Origin of the sequence: Streptomyces sp. JL2001 (assembly GCF_050917515.1) — a bacterium.
In the GTDB taxonomy this organism is placed as follows: Bacteria; Actinomycetota; Actinomycetes; order Streptomycetales; family Streptomycetaceae; genus Streptomyces.
Genome location: NZ_CP169421.1, coordinates 481,960 through 501,459 on the forward strand (window position 1 = coordinate 481,960; position 19,500 = coordinate 501,459).

Below are 19,500 nucleotides of genomic sequence, written 5' to 3' on the forward strand. Positions count from 1 at the left end.
ACGTGCCGGGGAGCCGCCGCGCGGTGCCCCGGCGGCGACCTCCCGCGGGCGGCGGCCGGATCCCGGTGTCAGAGCCAGCCGTTGCGGCGGAAGCTCCGGTGCAGCACGAAGCAGGCGACGGCCATCACGCCCACCGTCAGGGGGTAGCCGTAGGTCCAGCGCAGTTCGGGCATGTTCTCGAAGTTCATCCCGTAGACCCCGCAGACCATGGTGGGGACGGCGATGATCGCCGCCCACGCCGTGATCTTGCGCATGTCCTCGTTCTGCGCGACCGTCACCTGCGCGAGGTGGGCCTGGAGGATCGAGTCGAGGAGCGCGTCGTAGGAGGTGATCTGCTCGGTGATCCGGGACAGGTGGTCGGCGATGTCACGGAAGTAGGGCTGCATGTCCGGGCCGACCAGCGGCAGCGGCTGGGCCGCCAGGGCCTTCAGCGGGCGGTCCAGCGGGGTCACCGCACGCTTGAGTTCGAGGAGTTCGCGCTTGAGCTGGTAGACCCGTCCGGCGTCGCCGCGGGAGGCCTGCTCGCTGAAGACGGCGGTCTCGACGGCGTCGATGTCGTTCTGCACGGCGTCGGTCACGGCGAGGTAGTCGTCGACCACGTGGTCGGCGATGGCGTGCAGCACCGCCGCGGGCCCCTTGGCCAGCTGGTCGGGGGCCGCCTCCAGCGCCTCCCGCACGGGGCCGAGGGAACCGTGCCTGCCGTGCCGGACGGTGATGACGAAGTCGGGCCCCGTGAAGACCATCAGCTCGCCGGTGTCCACGACCTCGCTGGTCGCGGTGAGCTCCTCGTGCTCGACGTAGCGCACGGTCTTGAAGACGGCGAAGAGCGTCCCGTCGTAGCGCTCCAGCTTGGGCCGCTGATGGGCGTGGACGGCGTCCTCGACGGCCAGCGGGTGCAGGCCGAAGAGCTCGGCGAGGCCGGCGAACTCCTCCGCCGAAGGCTCGTGCAGGCCGATCCAGACGAACCCGTCGCCGGACTTGCGGACCCGACGCACCGCCTCGGGCGCGGGGCACGCGCCCTTCTGGCGGGCGCCGTCCTCGTACACCACGCAGTTGACGACCGAGCTGCCCAGCGGCGAGCGCGCGGGGTGGCTCAGGTCGACGGTCCGGCGGTAGGCGCGGCGGACGGTGCGCCGGAGGTTGCTGATTATCGGCACGGTGGGCTCCTCGGAACGATCGGCGGCCAGTGTGCCATCCGTCCACGGACACACCGCACCCGCGGGCACACCACCCGTCGCCCACGTCCCCGACCTCGCGGGGCACTACACCTGGGGAGCGTCGCTCGCGACGAGCTCGACCTCGAAGCCGTCGTCGTTCTCCAGGTAGGCGGCGTAGGTCTGCTCCCCGCCGGCGTGCGGATGGCGGTCGGGGTACATCAGCGTCCAGCCGTGTCCCAGGACGTCGCCGACGAGCCGGTCCAGGGCGTCACGGCCCTCGACGTGGAAGGCGAGGTGGTTCAGCCCCGGGCGGAGCCGGTCGTGGTGCCCGGCGGTGAGCGCCGGGGACCGCTCGACGACCAGGTAGGTCGCTCCCAGACGCCAGCTGCGGCCGGCGGCCCAGCTCTGGAACGGGGTGTACCCCAGGGCCTCCAGGAGGACGCCGAAGGAGGCGACGGCGCGGTCGAGGTCGGGCACCCAGATTTCGACGTGGTGCAGGGTGCCGGTGGTCGGTCGGGGCATGCGGTCACCGCCCCCGGGTGTCGAGGTCCCGGGCCGGGACCGGTCGGCCGCTCGCCGGCCCCGGGCGGCCGGCGGCCGGAGCGCGTCGTTGAGGCGCATACCGAACTGTAGCCAGCCTCATCGGCATGGCACACCACACTGTCGACAAGACTCCCGTCACGATGCTGGGCCTCGGCGCGAGGGGCACCGCCCTGGCCCGCACCTGGCTTGCCGCCGGTCACCCGCTCACAGCACCCCTGGGTCTGCGCGGCGGGGAGGCCGCCCCCGGCCCCCGTACGGGCGTCGGGGCCGGCCTCCCCCGGCGTCAGGCCCGGTCGCCCGGCGCGTCCTCGCCCGCCAGGAGCGCGTCGGCGCCGATCAGGGCGGTGGAGCCCGGCGCCGTACAGGCGAAGGCACCGGCCACCGCGCCCAGCCGGGCGCACTCCCGTACGTCGCGGCCGGCGAGCCGTCCGTACAGGAAGGCGGTGACGTAGGCGTCACCCGCCCCGTTGGTGTCCACCGCCGGCATCGGCAGCGGGGCCGCCGGGATGTGGTGCGGGGTGGGGCCGCCGTCCCGGGTGAGGAGGTACGAGCCCTCCGCGCCCGCCGTGGCCACCACGGTGTCGGCGCGGCCCTCGCGGAGGATCTCCCGCATGAGGGCCGGCGTGCCCTCCCCCGCCCCCGCCGCGCTCAGGAAGACGAGGTCCGAGCGGAGCGCGAACTCCCGGTGGTGGTCGGCGAGTCCGTCCCAGTCGTGCAGATCGGTGGAGACGGGGACGCCGACGTCCGCGATGTCGTCGTAGAGGTGGCGGGAGAAGTCCGTGATGGACAGGTGGACGTGGCGCGTGCGGCGCAGCCGGGGGAGGTAGACCTCCGGCGGCATCCGCAGGCCGGCGGGATCCCGGGAGTCGTAGAAGGACATCCGGCGACCGGTCGCGTCCACCAGGTTCACCGCGCGCCGGGTACCCGCGGGCGAGACCAGCGTCACGAACTCCACGTCCCCCTTGGCCATGCGCTCGCGCACCAGGCCGCCGATCCAGTCGTCCCCGATCCAGTCGAGCAGGGCCACCCTGAGTCCGAGGGCGCGGGCGCCGAGGGCGACGTTGCCACCGGTGTGGCCGGGCCATTCCTCGATGGGTCCGACGTGGACCGAGTCCGCGAGCGGGACCGGCAGCGCGTCGACCCGCACGATGGTGTCCACCCCGCTGCCGCCGACCACCAAGACGTCGTATTCCGTGTGCTGTTGGGTCACCACTCCACCTCTCGGGTCCCGCCGGAGCCAGTATGGCGCGACCGTCTCACCGGCCGCCCGGCCGCGCGCGTTTCCGGAAGAAGATCCCTCATGCGGCAATAATCCTGGTATGAGTGAAGAGTCGTCAGTCGTCGTCGGTGTGGACGGGTCCGAGCACAGTCTCCGGGCCCTCGGCTGGGCCCTGAGCGCCGCCCGGGGCATCGGCGCGCCCCTGCTGGTCGCGCACGTACGGTCCGACGCCCTCCAGCTCGGTTCCGCCCGGATCGCCTCGCTGGGCGGGACACCCGAGATCCCCGACACCGTCGCCGACGGCGTCCGGTCCTGGGTCGAGCGGCACGGGGCGCAGGTGTCCGTGCGGTACCTCTCCCTGGACGGCACCGTGACCGACGCGCTGCTGCCGCTCTGCCGCGACGCCCGGCTGCTGGTGATCGGCTCGCGTGGGCACGGCGGTTTCGCGACCCTGCTGCTGGGCTCGACCAGCCGCGCGCTCGCGGCGAGCGCCGCGTGCCCGGTCGTCGTCGTGCCGCACGAGGCCCGCACGGTGTCGCTGGAGAGCGGTGCGGGCGCGGGCCGGGTGCTGCTCGGGCTGCACACGGAGGAGACCGCGGACGATGTGATCGACTTCGCCTTCCGGGCCGCCGCGCAGCGTGGCGTGGCCCTGGAGGCGGTGACCGCCTTCCGCCTGCCGGCCTCGCCGGCGATGCTGGTCGGACCGCCGGCCCCGGCCCTCCAGATGCCGCCGCAGATGGCGATGTCGGAGGCCACGGAGCTGGTGGCGGAGACGGAGCGCCGGCAGGCCGAGCGGCTGCGGCCCGGCGCCGAGCGGTACCCGGACGTCGAGGTGGTGGCCGACGTCGCGCCGGCGGACGCGGCCGGCCGGCTGGTCGAGGCGTCGCGCACCGCGGGCCTCGTGGTCGTCGGCCGGCACCGCCACCGGCCGCGGATGGAGTCGCTGCTCATGGGCTCCGTCACCCACGCGGTTCTGCACCACGCGCACTGCCCGGTCGCGGTGGTGCCCGCCGCGACCGCCCCGCACTGAGCCCGGCGCCGTACGCGTTCGGGGCGGGGCCGGGTCGGCAGGCGAGACGGGCGGGCGGCTGCGGATCGGCGGGTCCCGGTCCGCCGGCGGGGCGGGGCGGGCGTGGTCCGGGCACGCGTCGTCCGCCCCCTCGCCCGGACCACGCGCCGGACGGGTCAGCGAAGCCGGAGGGTGACCCAGGGGATCGTGTCCCCGTCCAGCAGGTACCTCTCGGTCTCCACGAAGCCGTGGGCGAGGGCGAATCGCAGGCCGTCCTCGTTGCAGGAGAGGACGACGGTCTCGATCGCCTCGGCACCCAGCTCGCGGGCGTGGGCGATTCCGCGCGTGTAGAGGGCCTCCCCGACTCCCCGCCCGCGGTGCTCGGCGAGCGTCCGGGCGATCACCGTCGCGACCGGCTCGTCGGACGTGGGCGGGCGGACCGTCGAGCATCCGACCAGGACGTCGCCGCGGTAGGCCACTTCCAGGCGGTTGCGCCGGACCCGGTCGCGCACCTCCTCGGACGTGAGCGGTGCCGTGGGGATGATCACGTTGTGGACGTGCCGCCAGTCCTCGGCCGTCGCTTCGTCGTCCACGGCCCGGATATGAAGATCGGTCATGTCCGCAGCAAACCCGGTGGGCTCACGGCCCGTCAATCGCATAAGGGGCGGCAGGACCCCGCCCCTCAGGCACACGCCGGCCTCGCCGGTGCGGTGCGGCCCGCACCGGGCTCGGCGCGGACGTCCTGACGCCGCGCGGTCGCAGGTCCCGGCGACGGACCGCCCGCCCCCCTGCCCCGGTCCGGGGGGCCGGTCGGTCGGGCAGGGGCCGCGTTACTTCAGCGCGTGTCGCCCTCCCAGTCCCAGCGCGCCGGGTCGCCCTCCCGCGGCCCGTACCGGGACCGGCCGCCGGGGCCGTACGCGCCTATCTCCGTGTCGAGCGCGGCGCCCTCACGCAGTTCGTGGCTCGTCCAGCCGGTGACGTCGAGCAGGAGCCCGTCCAGCGGGCCGGCCACCAGCTCGCGATAGACCCGCCCGGGTCTGGGGCCGGGGTCGTCGTGGTCGGTGCCGTACACCCGGCCTCGCATCAGCTCGTCCATACCCGGCAGGATCGCACCCGCCACTGACAGCCGCCCGGCCACCGCGTCCAACCGCCGGAACCACGCCGGGCGGTGCCGGTCAGGCGCCGACGGTGCCGTCGACGCCCTCGCGCAGGAAGTCGGCGTGGCCGTTGTGCCGGCCGTACTCGAGGAGCACGTGGATCATCACCATGCGCAGGGAGACCTCCTCGCCCCACCGCGGCTGGTGCCCGGCGAGGTCCAGGCTCCCGGCCTCACGTTCCAGACGCCGGGAGTTCTCCACCTCGGCCTCCCAGGCCGTGAACGCCTCCGCCCCGGTCGACCGGCTCGCGTCGTAGGCGGCCTGGAAGTCGACGGTGTCCGACCAGACCATCGGGGCGTCGTTGTCCTCGAACACCCGGCGGAACCAGGCCCGCTCGACCTCCGCCATGTGCCGTACCAGACCGAGCAGGGACAGTGTCGACGGCGGCATCGACCGTTCCCTGAGCTGTTCGTCGGTGAGTCCGGCGCACTTCATCGCGAGCGTGGCGCGGTGGTAGTCGAGGAACGCCCGCAGCGTCTCCCGCTCGCCGCCGCGGTGGGGCGGGCCGATCCGGTCGTCGGTGGTCATCTGCGCTGCTCCTCGCCGAAGGGGTGGTGCGTGCGGGACGAGAAGCTACCGCCCTGCCCGGCTGTCGGCCCCGGGCGGCCCCGCCGCTCGGGCCAGGACAGCGCATGGCACCAGGTCGAGGCGCGGAGGAGGTCCGGGAGAGGCCGGCGATCCGGGCCGGCCCTCGGGGGGCGCGGAGCGCGCGGGCATGAGAAGAGGTCCGGTGCCGGGCACGGGGGAACGCCGACACCGGACCTCAGTTGAAGATTGTACTAGGACTTGAGAGGGGGTTCGCACACCCCCGCGCGGGTGATCTTCCCCGCACGCGCGCGTCGCGCTCCGGTCAGCCCCGAGGGGGCCGACGCTCCGCGGTGAGGGAGGCCACCACGACCCCGACGAGGCACGCCCAGACCACCGCCGTACCGCCGACGGCGCCCCAGCCGACCACGCCGAGCAGCACCGCCACGGTCGCACCGGTGCCGAGCGCGCGACGGTCCGTGACGAACGCCCAGGCGCGCCGGCCGGTGCCGGGTTCACGCAGCTCCAGCACCGCCGCCCGGCACACCAGCGCCGCGGCGACGATCACCGCCGTCATCGCGGTCGGATCCATGGCACCCGCCTCTCCCCCACCATGCTCGCCCATGACGCGCGCCTCGGCGCCTCCACGGCACCGACGAGGCCGCACGGCCCACCGGCGCGGAGGTTCCCGGAGCACGGACGGACGCGCGGCCCACCCGCGTCTTCGGACGTGCCTACGATGCGGCCGTAACGACGACGAGCGGGGGAACGCCATGCGGGAGACGGCCGGTGACGACGAGGGCGTGGTGCTGTACTGGCGCCCGAGGTGCGCCCCGGACCGGTCGCCGCAGCCGCCGGGCCCCGGCGGCACCCCGTCGGATCAGGCGGCCAGGAATGCCTCGATGGCCGCGGCGAGCGCCTCCGGGGTCTCCTCCGGGGCGTAGTGGCCGGCCTCGGGAAGGACTTCCAGGCGGGCGTTCGGGTACCACTGGAGCCAGCCGGCCGTCATCGCCGCCTCGCCCAGCGCCGGGTCGTGGGCGCCGACGACGAGCAGGACGGGGGTCGGGTTGTCCTTGACCCGGTGGTGGAAGTCCGTGCGGGACCAGGAGTCGAGGTAGGCCCGGAAAGCGGTCGCCGAGGAGCGCGCCAGCGAGCGTTCCACCAGCGCGTCCAGCCAGGCGTCGTCGTACCGGCCGCCGGTGGTGGTGTCGATGATGACGCGCCGGTTCGCGGGTTCCTCGGCGGCTCCGGCGAACAGCTCCCAGCTCTCGCCGTCGAGCGGGAACCCCGCGGCCGAGACCGGCGAGATGCCGACCAGCGAGCGGACCCGGTCGGGCGCGTCGAGCAGCATGAGCTGGGCCGCCTTGCCGCCCATCGAGTGCCCGATCACCGAGAAGGAGTCCCAGCCCAGGTCGTCGGCGACGGCCAGCGCGTCCGCCGCCACCTCCTCCATGGTGAACTCGCCGTCGGAGTCGATGGCCTCCCCGTAGCCGCGGCAGTCGACGAAGGCGTACGTGCCGGTGTCGCCGTCCAGGTGGGCCCGGAGCGGAGCGAAGCTCGTCCGGTCACCGAACCAGTTGTGGAGCACGAGGGCTCGCCCGGGCCCGCTCCCCTGCACGTCGTACGGCAGAACCCGACCCGACATCACGCCCCCTGGTCACGAGGTGAATCGCCCGGCACACCCGTCGTGGCCGTTCGGCTACCGAGTGTGGCGAGTGCCGGCGGCCGGGTCAACGGTGCCGCGCGTGGAACGCCAGTCCAGGGCTCCCGGTGGCGGTCCGCGGACCCCGGCGAATCCCGCGCGCCGCGGGCAGGGGTCGAGATGCGCCGTACGGCGGCCCGGGAGCATGCTGGCTGTGTGACGACGCACGGCACGGCCGGGCCCGTCCCGTCGGCGGAAGACGGAGGCACGCCCCCCGAGGCGCCCCCCGACGGGCCGGTGTGGCGCGGGCAGCAGCCCCACGGCCCGCTGCGCGACGAGTTGCCGCTGGTCCTGGCCGAGGCGGCGCTGCGGACGATCGAGGCGGTCGGCGGGTACGCCGGCGGTGTGTACCTGCGTTCCGGCACGCCCGGGCTGCTGCGGCTCGCGGTGCTCGCCGGGCTGCCCGGTCCGCTGTTCCGGCCGTGGTGGCGCATGCACGTGAACCGGCCCTTCCCGGTGGCGGAGGCCTACCGCTCCGGACAGCCCGTGCACCTGGCCGACGTCGACGAGGCCATGCGGCTCTTCCCCCAGTTCGTGGCGAGCCTGCCGTTTCCCTTCGGTTCCCTGTACGCGCCCGTCCTCAACGGCCGTGAGCGCTTCGGGGTCCTGGTGGTACTGCGCGCGCCCACCGCCGGCGTTCCGGTCAACTCCCGCGACCGCGGTCGTCTGCTGCGCGAGGCACAGCGGCTCGGCGCGGCCCTCGGGAAGCTCACGGCCGAGGGCACTCCGGTGTCCTGGTCGACCGAACCGGTGTGCGTGCAGCTCCCGTCGCCCGGGATGAAACCGGTGCGGATCGGCTACTTCGACTGGGATCTGGACACCGGCCTCGTCACCGTCGACGAGGGGCTGCGGGCGATCATCGGCGACGGCGAGGAGTTCCCCGGCACCATCGCGGCCCTGACGGCACGCCTGGCACCGGAGGACACGTACGCCCTGTGGACGATGGCACGCCGGGCCGCCGGTTCGGGCGGACCGGTCGCGCGCAGGATCCGGCTGAAGGGGCCCGACGGCGGGCTGCACCTGCTGGAGGTCTCCGCCCGCGCGTCGCCCCCCGAAGGACCCGCGGACCGGTCCGGGAGCCGGGGGCGCTTCCTGACCGGATCCCTGGTCGACCTGGGCACCGGCCTCATCGGGTCGGACGCCACCGACCGGCTCCCCCGGGCCATTCTCGCGATCGACCGCCTCGGCCGGATCACCTACGTGAACCACCTCGCGGAGGCGCTCCTCGCCGAGGCGCGCGGCACGCTCGCCGGGCAAAGCCTGTGGCAGGTCATGCCGTGGTTCGACCACGCCGCCCACGAGGAGGAACTGCGGGCGGCACTGCTGTCCGAGGAACCCCGGTACTTCCAGGCCCGTACGGCGGCGGGCCAGTGGCTGTCGGTCTCCCTCTATCCGGGGCACGACGGCGTGACCATCGTGCTCCTCCCCGAAGGGGACCCCGCGTATCGGCCGGGCTCCGTCACACGTCGCGACGCGGGGCTCGGCTCACCCGCCGACCAGGCGTCCGCCCTGTACCGGCCGGTGGCCCTGGCGATCGCCCTCACCGAGGCGGTCACGGCACGTCAGGTCTCGGCCGTGGTCACCGACGAGCTGCTGCCCGCGTTCGGCGGCCGTCAGCTGGCGATCTACCTGCTGAGCGAGCGTCACCTGTATCTGGCCTGGGAGACCGGCTTCCCCAAGGGTTTCCTGGAGCCCTTTGAGGGCGTGGGCCTGGACGCCCACGTGCCCGGCGTGGAGACACTCACGACCGGCCGGCCGCTCTTCTACGAGTCGATGGAGCAGCTCGGCAAGGCGTACCCGGGCCTCCCGCTGGACTCCCACTCCGGCGCCCGGGCGTTTCTGCCGCTGATCGCCTCCGGCCGTCCGGTGGGCTCCTGCATCCTCGGCTTCGAGCGGCCGCGCGGCTTCAGCCCGGAGGAACGCACGGTGCTGACGGCCCTGGCGGGACTGATCGCGCAGGCGCTGGAGCGGGCCCGCCGGTACGACTCCGAGGCCGCCCTGGCGCGGGGGCTCCAGGACGCGCTGCTGCCGGGCCGCCTCCTCGTCTGCGCCGGCTACGACACGGTGGCCCGGTACCTGCCGGGCACGCAGGGCATGGAGGTAGGGGGCGACTGGTACGACGTCATCGAGACCGCGGACGGCATGCTGGCCCTGACCATCGGCGACGTCCAGGGCCACGGGGTCGCCGCGGCGGCGACGATGGGGCAACTGCGCAGCGCGGTGCGCGCCTTCGCGCTCGGCGGACTCGCGCCGCAGGACGTCGTCCGGGGCACCAACCGGCTGTTGATCGACATGGATCCGGGGCAGTTCGCGAGCTGCTGCTACATCCTGCTCGACCCGGAGACGGGGGCCGCCCAAGGCGTGCGGGCCGGTCACCCGCAGCCGTTGCTGCGCCGGCCGGACGGGACGACGGAGGTCGTGGACCTCGCGGGCGGGCTGGTGCTGGGGATCGACGACGACGCCACCTACCCCGTCACGGAGCTGGAGCTGGAACCGGGCGCCGTGCTCGCGCTGTTCACGGACGGCCTGGTGGAGAAGCCCGGCATGGACATCGACGACGGCATCGAACGGCTGCGCCGCACCTTCGCGGCGTCGGGTTCGGGACCGCTCGCCGAAACGGCGGACCGGCTGATCCGCCACGCCCGCCAGGCGACCGACCGCGCCGACGACATCGCCCTGCTGCTGGCGGCCCGTTGGGCCTCCCCGTCCTGACGCCCCGTCCTCACGCCCCGTGCGCGGGACGGGGAGGCAGGAGCTCGTGAACCGGCCGGCGGTGAGCCGCCAGGCCGGTTCACGTCCTGACCGGGGCCCCGTGGGGCCGTCCGTCAGGAGCGGTAGCTGTCGCCCATCGTCGGCGGCGTGTTGTGCGCCGAGATCGACGAGAACGACGTGCGGTCGTTGTGCGCCTGGACGCGCCGCGCCTGCTCGATCAGCAGGCCGTCGGCGTTCTCGGTCACCCTGTTCCCCCGCCGCAGCAGGGTGACGGCGAGCAGCACCGCCACCGCGCCCAGGACCCCGAACAGAACGAGTACCGATCCCATGTCGAACTCCCCCGTGTCACCGAGCCGTCGGCCGGCTCGCCTACGGCTCACCGTAATCCGTCCGCTGATCACGGAGAAGCGGTTCGACGGGCGGATCTGGTCCCGGCCCCGTGCGGGCGACCCGTGCGGGCCGGGTCCGGCACCTCGTGTGGGCGGACGGGCGTTCACCCGGTCGGCCTCGTGGCGCTGGTCGCGCGCGCCGGGCCCGGCCAGGCTGGGCCCATCACCGCAGGCAGCACGAGGAGGACGAGTGCAGCAGGACAAGCAGCCGGAGTACGGCCCCGTGGTCTTCCGCGACCGCTCCGCCGGGTTCGCCTTCCTGACCCGGTCCACGGCCACCAGCCCGGAGACGATCGAGTGGGACGACGGCAACACCTACCCCGTGGTCGACGTCGAGATCTCTTCCGAGAGCCACCCCTTCTACACGGGCAAGGCGCGGACCGTGGACGCCGAGGGCCGGATCGCGAAGTTCGAGCGGCGCTTCGGCGAGGAGAAGTAGTCCGTCAGGTTCGCGGGGCGCCCCTGTCGCGGGGAGCTCCGCGGCCGCGACTTCCGCGGCTGCCGTGGCGGGCCTTCGACCCGTCCGGGTAAACCGGTCAGAGGATGACCGGTTCTGCTTTCAGGATGACGTCATGACCACACGGGGCACCCGGCCCCGTGCGCGGAGAGGCGGAATCATGATCGTTGTCACGGGAGCTTCGGGGAACGTCGGACGGCCGCTGGTGGCGGCCCTCGCGGCGGCGGGCGAGCAGGTCACGACGGTGAGCCGGCGGCCCTCGGAAGGACCCCCGCCGCCGGGGGTGCGCCACCGGGCGGCCGATCTGTCCCGGGCCGCCGACCTCAAGACGGCTTTCGAGGGGGCCGACGCCCTCTATCTGCTGGTGCCCGGCGGGGGCGGGACACTCGACCCGCGGGACATCGTGGACACGGCGGCCGCCTGTGGTGTGGGCCGCATCGTCCTGCAGTCCTCGCAGGTCACCGGGACCCGGCCGGAGGCCGCGTCCCACGCCGTCCTGCGGGAGTTCGAGTCAGCGGTCCGCGCGTCCGGCACGGAGTGGACGATCCTGCGACCCGGCGGCTTCGCCTCCAACGCGTTCCTGTGGGCGGACTCCCTGCGCTCGGCGCACACCGTCGCGGCCCCGTTCGGCGACGTGGCCCTGCCGGTGGTGGACCCCGCGGACATCGCCGAGGTCGCCGCCGCGGTCCTGCGCGGGGACGGGCACGCCGGCCGGACGTACGTGCTCACCGGGCCCTCCGCCGTCTCCCCGCGCGAGCAGGCGGGGGCGTTCGCGGAGGTCCTGGGCACGTCCGTGCGCTTCGAGGAGCTGAGCCGGGACGAAGCCCGCGCGGGAATGCTCCGGTTCATGCCGGAGCCGGTCGTGGAGGGGACGCTCTCGGTCCTGGGCGAGCCGACCTCAGAGGAGCGCCGGGTGAGCCCGGACGTCGAGCGGATCCTCGGCCGCCCGGCCCGGCCCTTCTCCGCGTGGGCCGAGCGGAACGCGGCAGCCTTCCGCCGGCCTGACGCGCGGTGAGGGACGCCGCTCGGCGTCCGGCACCACCGACGATCTCGGCAAGATCGACGCGACACACCTAAGGTGTGCGGGTCGGGTCGGTGCGAGAACGGTGTGATGGCGGGGGTCGGTCGTGCGGGAGTTGTTCCTGGCGGACGCGCGGGGATACATGCGGTGGATCGAGTTGCCGGGGGAAGGACCGGTCCGGGTCTGTCTGCACGGCCTGGGGTGCACGGGCGCGTCCGACTTCGCGCACGTCATGACGCATCCCGCCCTGGCCGGCGGCAGGACGCTCCTGGTGGATCTGCTGGGCTTCGGACTGAGCGACCGGCCGCGGGAGTTCGGTTACGGCATGGCTGCGCAGGCCGCAGCCGTGGCGCAGGTCCTCGACCACCTCGGCCTGACGGGCGTGGAACTGATCGGGCATTCGATGGGCGGCGCCGTCGCCGTGCGGCTCGCCGCCTCCCGCCCCGATCTGGTGGCCCGGCTGGTGGTGGCGGAGCCGAACCTGTACCCCGGGGGCGGGATGTTCAGCAGCCCGGTCGCCGCGCAGGACGAGGAGACGTTCGTACGTGACGGCTTCGCGCGGATGCTGGCCGCCGTCGACCGGCCGGACTACGCGGCACGGTTGCGCCTGGCCGACCCGTTGGCGGTGCACCGGAGCGCGGTGGCCCTGGTCGAGGGGGCCGCGCCGCCGGAGGGTGAGCTGCTGGCGGGGCTGGACCGACCGCGGGCCTTCCTGGTCGGTGAGTACAGCCTGCCGGACCCGGACGCGGAGCGCATGGCCGCGCTGGGCGTTCCCGTGTTCGAGGTCCCGAAGGCCGGCCACAACCTCATGATCGACAATCCGGAGGGCTTCGTGACGGCGCTCGTCGCGGGCCTCGCGGCCGACGCGCCCTGAGCCGTGCCTCCCGCCGCGGGCGGGAGGAGGGACACGGAACGCGCGACCGCCCCGGCCCGGCGGACGGGTGGGGCGGTCGGGTGCAGTCCGCTCAGGGATGCAGCGACGTCAGGCCTTGTCCTCGACGACGCCGGAAGCGGCGACGGCGATCTTCGCGCTGGTGGCGCCGGACCGGGAGCCCAGGCCCTCGATCTTCTTGACCAGGTCCTGACCCTCGACGACCTCGCCGAAGACGACGTGCTTGCCGTCGAGCCAGTCGGTCACGATGGTGGTGATGAAGAACTGCGAGCCGTTGGTGTTGCGGCCGGCGTTCGCCATCGACAGCAGGAACGGGCGGTCGTGCTTGAGCGTGAAGTTCTCGTCGGCGAACTTCTCGCCGTAGATGCTCTTGCCACCGGTGCCGTTGCCGTTGGTGAAGTCACCGCCCTGAAGCATGAACTCGGGGATGACACGGTGGAACGGGGAGCCGGCGTAGCCGAAGCCGTGCTGGCCGGTGGCGAGCTCACGGAAGTTCTGCGCCGTCTTCGGGACGACGTCGTCGAACAGCTGGAAGACGATCCGGCCGGCCGGCTCGTCGTTGATGGTGATGTCGAAGTAAACGTTGTTGCTCATGGGGACATCCTGTCATTCCTGTCCCGTGCTCGCGCGCACGGGCTGCCGCTTGTCGGGGCTCACCCGGCCCACACTTCACCCGGCTGCCCCACGGAGCGGGCGGGCAGGATCCCCGTACCCCGGCGTGGGTACGGGGATCCGAGGCGTCGTCAGGCGGACGCGCCGCCGTCGAGCGCGTGCAGGGCACCGTCGGTGGGAAGCGGGGCGGCCTCCTCCAGCAGGGAGCCGAGGGCCGTGTCGTTCTGCAGGAGCCCGGTGGCTCCGGCGGCGCCGGTGTCGGCCGAGGCGTTCGGCGGCGGGCTGACGAGGGCCGTGACGACGCCGGCCGCGAGGGAGGCGATGGCGAGCATGCTGCGCTTCTTCATGCCCTGGTCAACTACCGGGAGGCCCGGGGGGTTACGGCCTCGGTGGGCGAAATGATTCAGCGGTTCCGACGGGTCCGGTGCGGGTCACCACCGGGGACGGTCCGGCGCCGGCGCGGGCCCGGCGGGGCGCCCCGCAAGAGGCCGTCCAGGCACGCCCTCGCCGATCGGGGCGCCGACCCGTCCCTCGCACGGCACCCCCTCTCTGCATTCGCCTCGAAATAACCGAAAACGCGCAATTCATCCGCAACCGGACAGTGCATGCGGCGCGTCTTCCCCAGTGACACCAGGTCCCCGGAGCACGAGAAATGGGGGACGTCATGCATCACCGTCCACGCCTCGCGGCCGCCGCCGCCGGAATTCTGCTGGCCGCCGGGATCGGAGCCACGATCCCCGCCGATGCCTCCACCGCCCCGTCACGGACGGCCGGGCCGCCCACGACGGCCCTGGTCACCAACGCCCGCTGGGGCGGGCACCCCACCTTCGACCGGTTGGTCGTGGACGTCCGGGGAGCGATGCCTCCGGTCACCGTGAAGCCGGCCACCGTCCTGCGGTACGACGGCTCGGGCCACCGGGTCCCGCTTCCCGGGAAGTACTTCCTGGAGATCAAGCTCTCCCCCGCCGCCGCCCACGACGCGTCCGGCAGGTCCGTCTACCACGGCCCCCGGCTCGCGAAGATCAACCTGCCCGCACTCAAGGGCGTCGCCCTGACCGGCGACTTCGAGGGCGTGGTCACCCTCGGGGCCGCCTTCGACACCAAGCCGCACTACAAGACCTTCACGCTGCACTCGCCCGAGCGCCTCGTGGTCGACATCGCGCATCCGGTCGGCTGCCGGCGCTGAGCGAGGAGCACCAGGCCGACGGCCGGCCCCTCGGCGCCCCACCCGGAACGGCCTGGCGGCCACGCGTCGGCGGTCCGGGCCCCGGGCCCGTTCGGGTCACCCTCGGCGCGACCCGAACGGGCCCGGGGCCCTCGCCCGGCCCTCACCCGCCGTCCGGATCCCGGCCCGTCCCACGGTCCCGCGCAGGGCCGCGGGGCGGCGGGTGCGGGACGTCGGCCGGGAGGTGCTCGGGCGGCAGGCGGTCGATCCGGCGCCGGAGCAGGTGCTCGTGAGCCAGCCGGCCCACCAGGGCGCCGCCGTAGACGACGAAGCCGACCCCGACGAGCCAGGACTGCAGGACGAGGACGGTACCGAACTGCCCGTAGGTCACCGCGTTCGAGGCGATCAGCGGGGAGAAGACGAACTGGGAGAAGACCCGCAGCCCGAGCAGTCCGAGAGCCGTGAACAGCGCCCCCGGGGCCAGGGCCCGCCAGCGGATGCGGCCGCAGAGCAGGAAGCGCTGCGACCACCAGAAGAAGAAGAACGTGCCGACGACGTCACCGACGGTGACGAGGGCGGTGACGCCGGCGGGGACGTCCTCCGGCGGCGGACCGGCGACGAAGAGGAGGAGGGCCGCGACCAGCACGGCGAGCCACACGACGTGGCGCCACATGGTGTGCCAGCGGGCGGTGGGCAGGTCCCAGGCCCGTTCGTACCCGGTCTGGACGGCGGACCCGAAGGTGACACCGAACGCGGCCAGCGCGGCGAGTCCGAACGCGGTCGTGCGCTGGAGCGCCTGACCGGGCTTGCCGAAGAGTTGTTCGACCTCTTCCTGGGAGACCTCGGAGACGCCGAGGCCCTGGACGAGCCAGCGGGCGAAGCCCTGCCCGCTGGCCAGGTCGGCGGCGGCCACGACGATGAGGAGGGGGACGAGGGTGAGCAGGCTGAGCGCCGCGAAGCCCATCGCCCGGTGCATGAGTTCCATCTCGCGCCCGCGGTTCCAGGCGAGCCCGACGACGGACGTCAGGACGGCCCTGTGGAGCCGCTGGAGCCCGTGACCGGTCTCGGCGGAGGCACGGTCGCGGGGGGCGCCGGAGGTGGGGGGCATGCAACGGGGAGTACCCGCCGGACGCCGGGAACTCTCCGCGATGCCGCCGAACGGGGGGTCCCGCGCCCCCGCGGCGCCGGCGGTCGGCGGTCGGGTCCGCCCGGGCTCCCAGGAACGTGGGCGGCCCTCAGGAGACGAGCGGGCGGGCGGCGGGGCCCGGGCGCACCGAGACGTCGAAGGGGCTGAGCGCGGCGTGCTCGTCGCCCTCGCACACGACGACGACCCGCACGGGCGCTCCGCAGTCGGTGTGCCGGATCTCCAGGGCGGGCCCTTCGGGATCTCCGGCGTGGGTGTCCCCCCACTGCTTGAGGGCGAGCAGCACCGGCCACAGGTCGCGCCCCTTGCCGGTCAGCCGGTACTCGGACCGGGTGCGGGCGCCGGGCTCGCGGTAGGGCTCGGCGCGCAGGATCCCGGCGGCGACGAGCTTGCGCAGCCGGTCGGCGAGGACCGCCTCCGACAGACCCAGGTGCCGGCGGAACTCCTCGTAGCGGCGTACGCCGTTGAAGGCGTCGCGCACGATCAGGAGGGACCACTTCTCGCCGACGAGGTCGAGCGAGCGGCGGACCGGGCAGTTCTCGGTGTCCATCTCCAGCCACTTCACCCGCTCACTCTACCGAGCTGGCTACGTCGTTGACAGTCAGCTGGCGAGCGGTCTAGCTTCGATCTTCACAGTCAGCTGGTCGGACGGAACGGAGCGACGCGGGATGAAGCGGTCACGCACGGTCGAGTGGGAGGACGCCGCGGCCACCGCGAGAGCGGCGGGCACGATGGCGGGACTCGACTTCCTGCGGGAGCTCGCGGCCGGGAGGCTGCCCGGGCCGCCGATCGGGGCGCTGCTCGGCTTCGCGCTGGAGGAGGTCGAGCACGGGCGGGCGGTGTTCACCTTCGAGCCCGGCGAGGAGCACTACAACCCGATCGGCAGTGTGCACGGCGGCGTCTACGCGACGCTGCTGGACTCGGCGGCCGGCTGCGCGGTGCACTCCACGCTCCCGCAGGGGATGGCGTACACCTCGCTGGACCTGTCGACCCGCTTCCTGCGGCCGATCACGCTGGGCACGGGCAAGGTCCGCGCGATCGGCACGGTGATGAGCGCCGGCCGCCGCACGGCGCTCGCCGAGGCGGGGCTCTACGACGCCTCGGACCGGCTCCTCGGGCACGCCACGAGCACCTGCATGATCTTCCCGGCGGGGTGAGACCGCCGGGAGCGTCGACGTCACTCCGGCGAGGGCCCGGGTCCGTCGCCGGCACCCGCGCGCCTCGGCGGCTGCCGGGACCCGCGCCCGCCGGCTCCGGTGTCCCGGCAGCCGTACGGGACCCGTATCCGTCGGTCTCGGCGCCTCAACCCCCGTACGGCGCAACCCGCGTGCGCGTGCAGTCGTCCGGCAGGGTGTTCATGCCCCGGGTGGACGCCTGGAGCGCCGCGCTCACCAGGGTCGCCAGCAGGTCGATGTCCGAGCCCATGTCCAGATGGACCGTCACCCAGCCCGATCCGGCCCGCAGTCGTACGGCGCTGGACCCGAGGAGAGCGGGCCGCAGCTTCGCGATCATGGCCCGGGTCAGGTGCACGTCCGCCTCGTGTTCACCGTGGAAGTGCACGATCTCCTGCGTGGCGGTACGCAGACCGAGCTCGGCGCCGCACCGGGCGCGGTCGGCGGTCAGCGAGGGCCAGCTCATCAGACGTTCACTGGCGTGCCTGGCTGTGTTCATACCGAGGAGCGTGCCGGGACCGGCGACCCGGCACAAGCGTCCCGGCGAAAGAATTCCGCCGAGGCGCGAAATCGACCCTGGTCGTGTGACGGGGTGGTGACGGTGGGGCACGCGTGAGGTCCGAACACCCCTGCACAGAGCGCGATTCGGGCCTTGCGGTCCGGCGCCGCCCCGGCCGGGCGGACGGCCGGAAACGAGGGCCGACGCCCCTCTCACAGCACGTGCCCCTGACCCGGTCCACGCCGTCCCGGGCCGTCCGGCCCGGTTCACGGCACGCGGCCCGCCCGGCCGGCGAGCGGCTCGCGCCACCCGACACATGCGCGGGCCGGCGAGCGGTTCACCGGGCCTTCCTACTCGGGCGCGGGACGCTCGCGGATCCGGGCGGCGAGCACGGCGACGTCGTCCTCGGCGTGCCGGGCGTCGAGGCGCGCGAGGACCTGGCGGACGACCTCCTCGGGACCCGAGCCGGCGGGGAGGCGGAGGGCCGCCAGGCGGGCGAGCGAGACGTCGATGTCCTCGCCGCGCCGCTCCACGAGACCGTCCGTGAAGAGCAGGAGCGTGTCGGCCGGCGTGAGCTCGCGGGTCAGCGGCTCGTACCCGCCGAAGCCGGTGCCCAGGGGCGGACCGACCGGGAGGTCCACGAGTTCGGCGGAGCCGTCGGCGGTGAAGACGACCGGCGGCAGGTGTCCGGCGCTGGCGAGGGTGGCGGTGCCGCGCGCCGGGTCGATCCGGATCAGCAGGCAGGTGGCCGGACGACGCGACCCGTCCTCCGCGACGACGGAGTCGAGGTGGCGCAGCACCCGGTGCGGCGGAAGGTCCGTCGAGGCGACGTCCCGCAGCGCCGAGCGGTAGGCGTTCATGTCCACGGCGGCGTCGGGACCATGGCCCATCACGTCTCCGACGACGAGCAGGCTGCGGCCGAAGTGGAGGCGCACGGTCTCGAACCAGTCGCCGCCGACCAGGGTCCTCGGACCGACCGGGAGGTAGCGGCCCGCGACCTCCAGATTGGGGTGCGGCCTGCCGGGCTCGGCGACCAGGGCGCGCTGGAGGTGCAGGGCGGTCTGCTCGGTCGCGGCGAGCCGGCGCGCGTGGCCGAGGTGGACACCGGCCAGCCGGGCGGCGTGCGCGACCAGCGCCTCCTCGTGACCGGTGAAGCCGCCCGCCGAGCGGACCGCGAGGACGGCCCCGAGCCGCGGGCCGCCGGGTGCGGCCAGCGGGGCGTGCACGACGTGGACGGGCCGGCCGGCGAAGTACGTCCACCACGACCGGGCGGAGTCCGCTCCGGCGGTGTCCGGGGCCGGTTCGGAGCTGCGGCGGCCGTGCAGGGGGACGGGGGCGTGCTCGCCCGGCTCGGACGACGGCCGGTCGGGGGCGGGCGGGTCGTCATGGCCGGCGCCGTACAGCCCGGTGCCGGGGTCCACGCGCGGGTCCAGCCGGTCCACGAGCGCGGCCTCGCCCGCGACGGCGACACGACGGGGCGCGCCGCCGTCCTCCGGCCGGACGTCCACGGCGACGGCCTCGACGCCGTGCCGGTGCAGGAAGGCGGCCAGTTCCCGGCAGACGCCGTGCTCGTCCGCGCTCGTGCCGATGGCTCCGGCGGCTTCCTCCGTGGCGCGGAGCCTGGCCAGCACCGCGGCGTGCTCCTCGGCCAGGGAGACGCGCGCCCCCGCTCGCTCCGACACGACACCTCCACTCGATGCGAAGGATCCGGACAGCGCGGCCCCTTCCCTTGGACCAGTGGCCCCGCTCGCCCGCGTGTCGCACTCGTCGGACCTGCGACGCCGCACGGTGGGTGAAGCTCTGGCCATGTTCCGACAGGGCAACGCTACGCCGCGCGCCCGCTCCCGGCCGAAGCACAGGTCCCTGCCGTGCCCCCGGCAGGTCGTCGCCCCGAGTCCCCCGACCCCCGTTTCGCCCCCGCGCCCGGTCGCCGCCGGTGTCGACCGGGCGTCCGGACCGGGGCGCCGGCCGCCGGGCTCGACTCGGCCGGCGTCCCGCCGGACCGTGGGCGCGACCGCCGCCCCCGCCCGTGACGTTGGCCGCAATCCTCGCCGAGGTGGTTGTCGGGTGCTCGCGGAACTGATCGAGTACGCATGGCTACCGGCCAGTACGCGATCCTGCCGCT

General features: G+C 74.2%; 22 protein-coding genes. 7 read left to right on the top strand and 15 right to left on the bottom strand.

Annotated elements, in window-relative coordinates:
- Positions 1 to 68 precede the first annotated feature (68 nt).
- The 3 genes from corA to ACE1OA_RS02205 all read right to left on the bottom strand — a co-directional run bounded on the left by corA (position 69) and on the right by ACE1OA_RS02205 (position 2,910).
- Entirely contained in the window at positions 69 to 1,157 is a 1,089-nt protein-coding gene (corA, locus tag ACE1OA_RS02195; protein ID WP_356604806.1) for a magnesium/cobalt transporter CorA, read from the bottom strand.
- A gap of 105 nt (positions 1,158 to 1,262) precedes the next feature.
- The gene (locus ACE1OA_RS02200; RefSeq protein ID WP_356779117.1) at positions 1,263 to 1,679 is read right to left on the bottom strand and encodes a VOC family protein; all 417 of its coding nucleotides are present in this window, start codon (positions 1,677 to 1,679) and stop codon (positions 1,263 to 1,265) included.
- 304 nt (positions 1,680 to 1,983) lie between these two features.
- Positions 1,984 to 2,910: a carbohydrate kinase family protein gene (locus tag ACE1OA_RS02205; RefSeq protein ID WP_386542605.1), complete on the bottom strand. Its 927-nt coding sequence runs from the start codon at positions 2,908 to 2,910 to the stop codon at positions 1,984 to 1,986.
- A 109-nt stretch (positions 2,911 to 3,019) separates the two neighbouring features.
- Here ACE1OA_RS02205 and ACE1OA_RS02210 point away from each other — a divergent pair, with 109 nt between their 5' ends.
- Positions 3,020 to 3,949 (top strand): universal stress protein, encoded by a 930-nt coding sequence (locus ACE1OA_RS02210; RefSeq protein ID WP_384869100.1) that lies wholly within the window; start codon positions 3,020 to 3,022, stop codon positions 3,947 to 3,949.
- A 155-nt stretch (positions 3,950 to 4,104) separates the two neighbouring features.
- Here ACE1OA_RS02210 and ACE1OA_RS02215 read toward each other — a convergent pair whose 3' ends face one another.
- From ACE1OA_RS02215 to ACE1OA_RS02235, 5 genes are all read right to left on the bottom strand, one after another.
- Positions 4,105 to 4,545: a GNAT family N-acetyltransferase gene (locus tag ACE1OA_RS02215; protein WP_432752128.1), complete on the bottom strand. Its 441-nt coding sequence runs from the start codon at positions 4,543 to 4,545 to the stop codon at positions 4,105 to 4,107.
- A gap of 218 nt (positions 4,546 to 4,763) precedes the next feature.
- Positions 4,764 to 5,024 (bottom strand): hypothetical protein, encoded by a 261-nt coding sequence (locus tag ACE1OA_RS02220; protein ID WP_356779121.1) that lies wholly within the window; start codon positions 5,022 to 5,024, stop codon positions 4,764 to 4,766.
- A 79-nt stretch (positions 5,025 to 5,103) separates the two neighbouring features.
- Positions 5,104 to 5,613 carry a DinB family protein gene (locus ACE1OA_RS02225; protein ID WP_356604818.1) on the bottom strand — a complete coding sequence of 170 codons (510 nt, stop codon included), beginning with the start codon at positions 5,611 to 5,613 and terminating at the stop codon, positions 5,104 to 5,106.
- 322 nt (positions 5,614 to 5,935) lie between these two features.
- Positions 5,936 to 6,202, bottom strand: coding sequence for a hypothetical protein (locus ACE1OA_RS02230; RefSeq protein WP_356604820.1), 267 nt, complete (start codon positions 6,200 to 6,202; stop codon positions 5,936 to 5,938).
- Between the two features lie 288 nt (positions 6,203 to 6,490).
- The gene (locus ACE1OA_RS02235) at positions 6,491 to 7,255 is read right to left on the bottom strand and encodes an alpha/beta fold hydrolase (RefSeq protein ID WP_356604822.1); all 765 of its coding nucleotides are present in this window, start codon (positions 7,253 to 7,255) and stop codon (positions 6,491 to 6,493) included.
- Positions 7,256 to 7,432: 177 nt separating this feature from the next.
- Here ACE1OA_RS02235 and ACE1OA_RS02240 point away from each other — a divergent pair, with 177 nt between their 5' ends.
- Complete coding sequence (locus ACE1OA_RS02240; RefSeq protein WP_432752129.1) at positions 7,433 to 10,024, top strand: SpoIIE family protein phosphatase; 2,592 nt, start codon at positions 7,433 to 7,435, stop codon at positions 10,022 to 10,024.
- A gap of 113 nt (positions 10,025 to 10,137) precedes the next feature.
- Here ACE1OA_RS02240 and ACE1OA_RS02245 read toward each other — a convergent pair whose 3' ends face one another.
- Complete coding sequence (locus ACE1OA_RS02245; RefSeq protein ID WP_356604826.1) at positions 10,138 to 10,353, bottom strand: hypothetical protein; 216 nt, start codon at positions 10,351 to 10,353, stop codon at positions 10,138 to 10,140.
- Between the two features lie 250 nt (positions 10,354 to 10,603).
- Here ACE1OA_RS02245 and ACE1OA_RS02250 point away from each other — a divergent pair, with 250 nt between their 5' ends.
- From ACE1OA_RS02250 to ACE1OA_RS02260, 3 genes are all read left to right on the top strand, one after another.
- Complete coding sequence (locus ACE1OA_RS02250) at positions 10,604 to 10,852, top strand: type B 50S ribosomal protein L31 (RefSeq protein WP_356604828.1); 249 nt, start codon at positions 10,604 to 10,606, stop codon at positions 10,850 to 10,852.
- 178 nt (positions 10,853 to 11,030) lie between these two features.
- Positions 11,031 to 11,885 carry an NAD(P)H-binding protein gene (locus ACE1OA_RS02255; RefSeq protein ID WP_386542607.1) on the top strand — a complete coding sequence of 285 codons (855 nt, stop codon included), beginning with the start codon at positions 11,031 to 11,033 and terminating at the stop codon, positions 11,883 to 11,885.
- A 112-nt stretch (positions 11,886 to 11,997) separates the two neighbouring features.
- Positions 11,998 to 12,765, top strand: a complete 768-nt coding sequence (locus ACE1OA_RS02260) for an alpha/beta fold hydrolase (RefSeq protein ID WP_384869083.1) — start codon at positions 11,998 to 12,000, stop codon at positions 12,763 to 12,765.
- 108 nt (positions 12,766 to 12,873) lie between these two features.
- Here ACE1OA_RS02260 and ACE1OA_RS02265 read toward each other — a convergent pair whose 3' ends face one another.
- Positions 12,874 to 13,377 carry a peptidylprolyl isomerase gene (locus ACE1OA_RS02265; protein WP_147979696.1) on the bottom strand — a complete coding sequence of 168 codons (504 nt, stop codon included), beginning with the start codon at positions 13,375 to 13,377 and terminating at the stop codon, positions 12,874 to 12,876.
- 149 nt (positions 13,378 to 13,526) lie between these two features.
- Entirely contained in the window at positions 13,527 to 13,742 is a 216-nt protein-coding gene (locus tag ACE1OA_RS02270) for a hypothetical protein (RefSeq protein ID WP_147979695.1), read from the bottom strand.
- A gap of 317 nt (positions 13,743 to 14,059) precedes the next feature.
- Between ACE1OA_RS02270 and ACE1OA_RS02275 the strand changes: the two genes are divergently transcribed.
- Entirely contained in the window at positions 14,060 to 14,581 is a 522-nt protein-coding gene (locus ACE1OA_RS02275; protein WP_386542608.1) for an AMIN-like domain-containing (lipo)protein, read from the top strand.
- Positions 14,582 to 14,723: 142 nt separating this feature from the next.
- On the opposite strand, the gene ACE1OA_RS02280 is transcribed toward ACE1OA_RS02275, so the two are convergent.
- Together ACE1OA_RS02280 and ACE1OA_RS02285 are read right to left on the bottom strand one after the other, a co-directional pair.
- Positions 14,724 to 15,668 carry a YhjD/YihY/BrkB family envelope integrity protein gene (locus tag ACE1OA_RS02280; RefSeq protein WP_386545800.1) on the bottom strand — a complete coding sequence of 315 codons (945 nt, stop codon included), beginning with the start codon at positions 15,666 to 15,668 and terminating at the stop codon, positions 14,724 to 14,726.
- A gap of 127 nt (positions 15,669 to 15,795) precedes the next feature.
- Complete coding sequence (locus tag ACE1OA_RS02285; protein WP_356604839.1) at positions 15,796 to 16,269, bottom strand: winged helix-turn-helix transcriptional regulator; 474 nt, start codon at positions 16,267 to 16,269, stop codon at positions 15,796 to 15,798.
- Positions 16,270 to 16,372: 103 nt separating this feature from the next.
- Here ACE1OA_RS02285 and ACE1OA_RS02290 point away from each other — a divergent pair, with 103 nt between their 5' ends.
- A complete protein-coding gene (locus ACE1OA_RS02290) occupies positions 16,373 to 16,861 on the top strand; it encodes a PaaI family thioesterase (protein WP_432752130.1) in 489 nt (162 codons plus the stop codon).
- Between the two features lie 145 nt (positions 16,862 to 17,006).
- Here ACE1OA_RS02290 and ACE1OA_RS02295 read toward each other — a convergent pair whose 3' ends face one another.
- The gene (locus tag ACE1OA_RS02295; protein WP_356604843.1) at positions 17,007 to 17,375 is read right to left on the bottom strand and encodes a luciferase family protein; all 369 of its coding nucleotides are present in this window, start codon (positions 17,373 to 17,375) and stop codon (positions 17,007 to 17,009) included.
- Positions 17,376 to 17,725: 350 nt separating this feature from the next.
- Positions 17,726 to 19,057, bottom strand: coding sequence for a PP2C family protein-serine/threonine phosphatase (locus ACE1OA_RS02300; protein ID WP_432752131.1), 1,332 nt, complete (start codon positions 19,055 to 19,057; stop codon positions 17,726 to 17,728).
- Positions 19,058 to 19,500 lie beyond the last annotated feature (443 nt).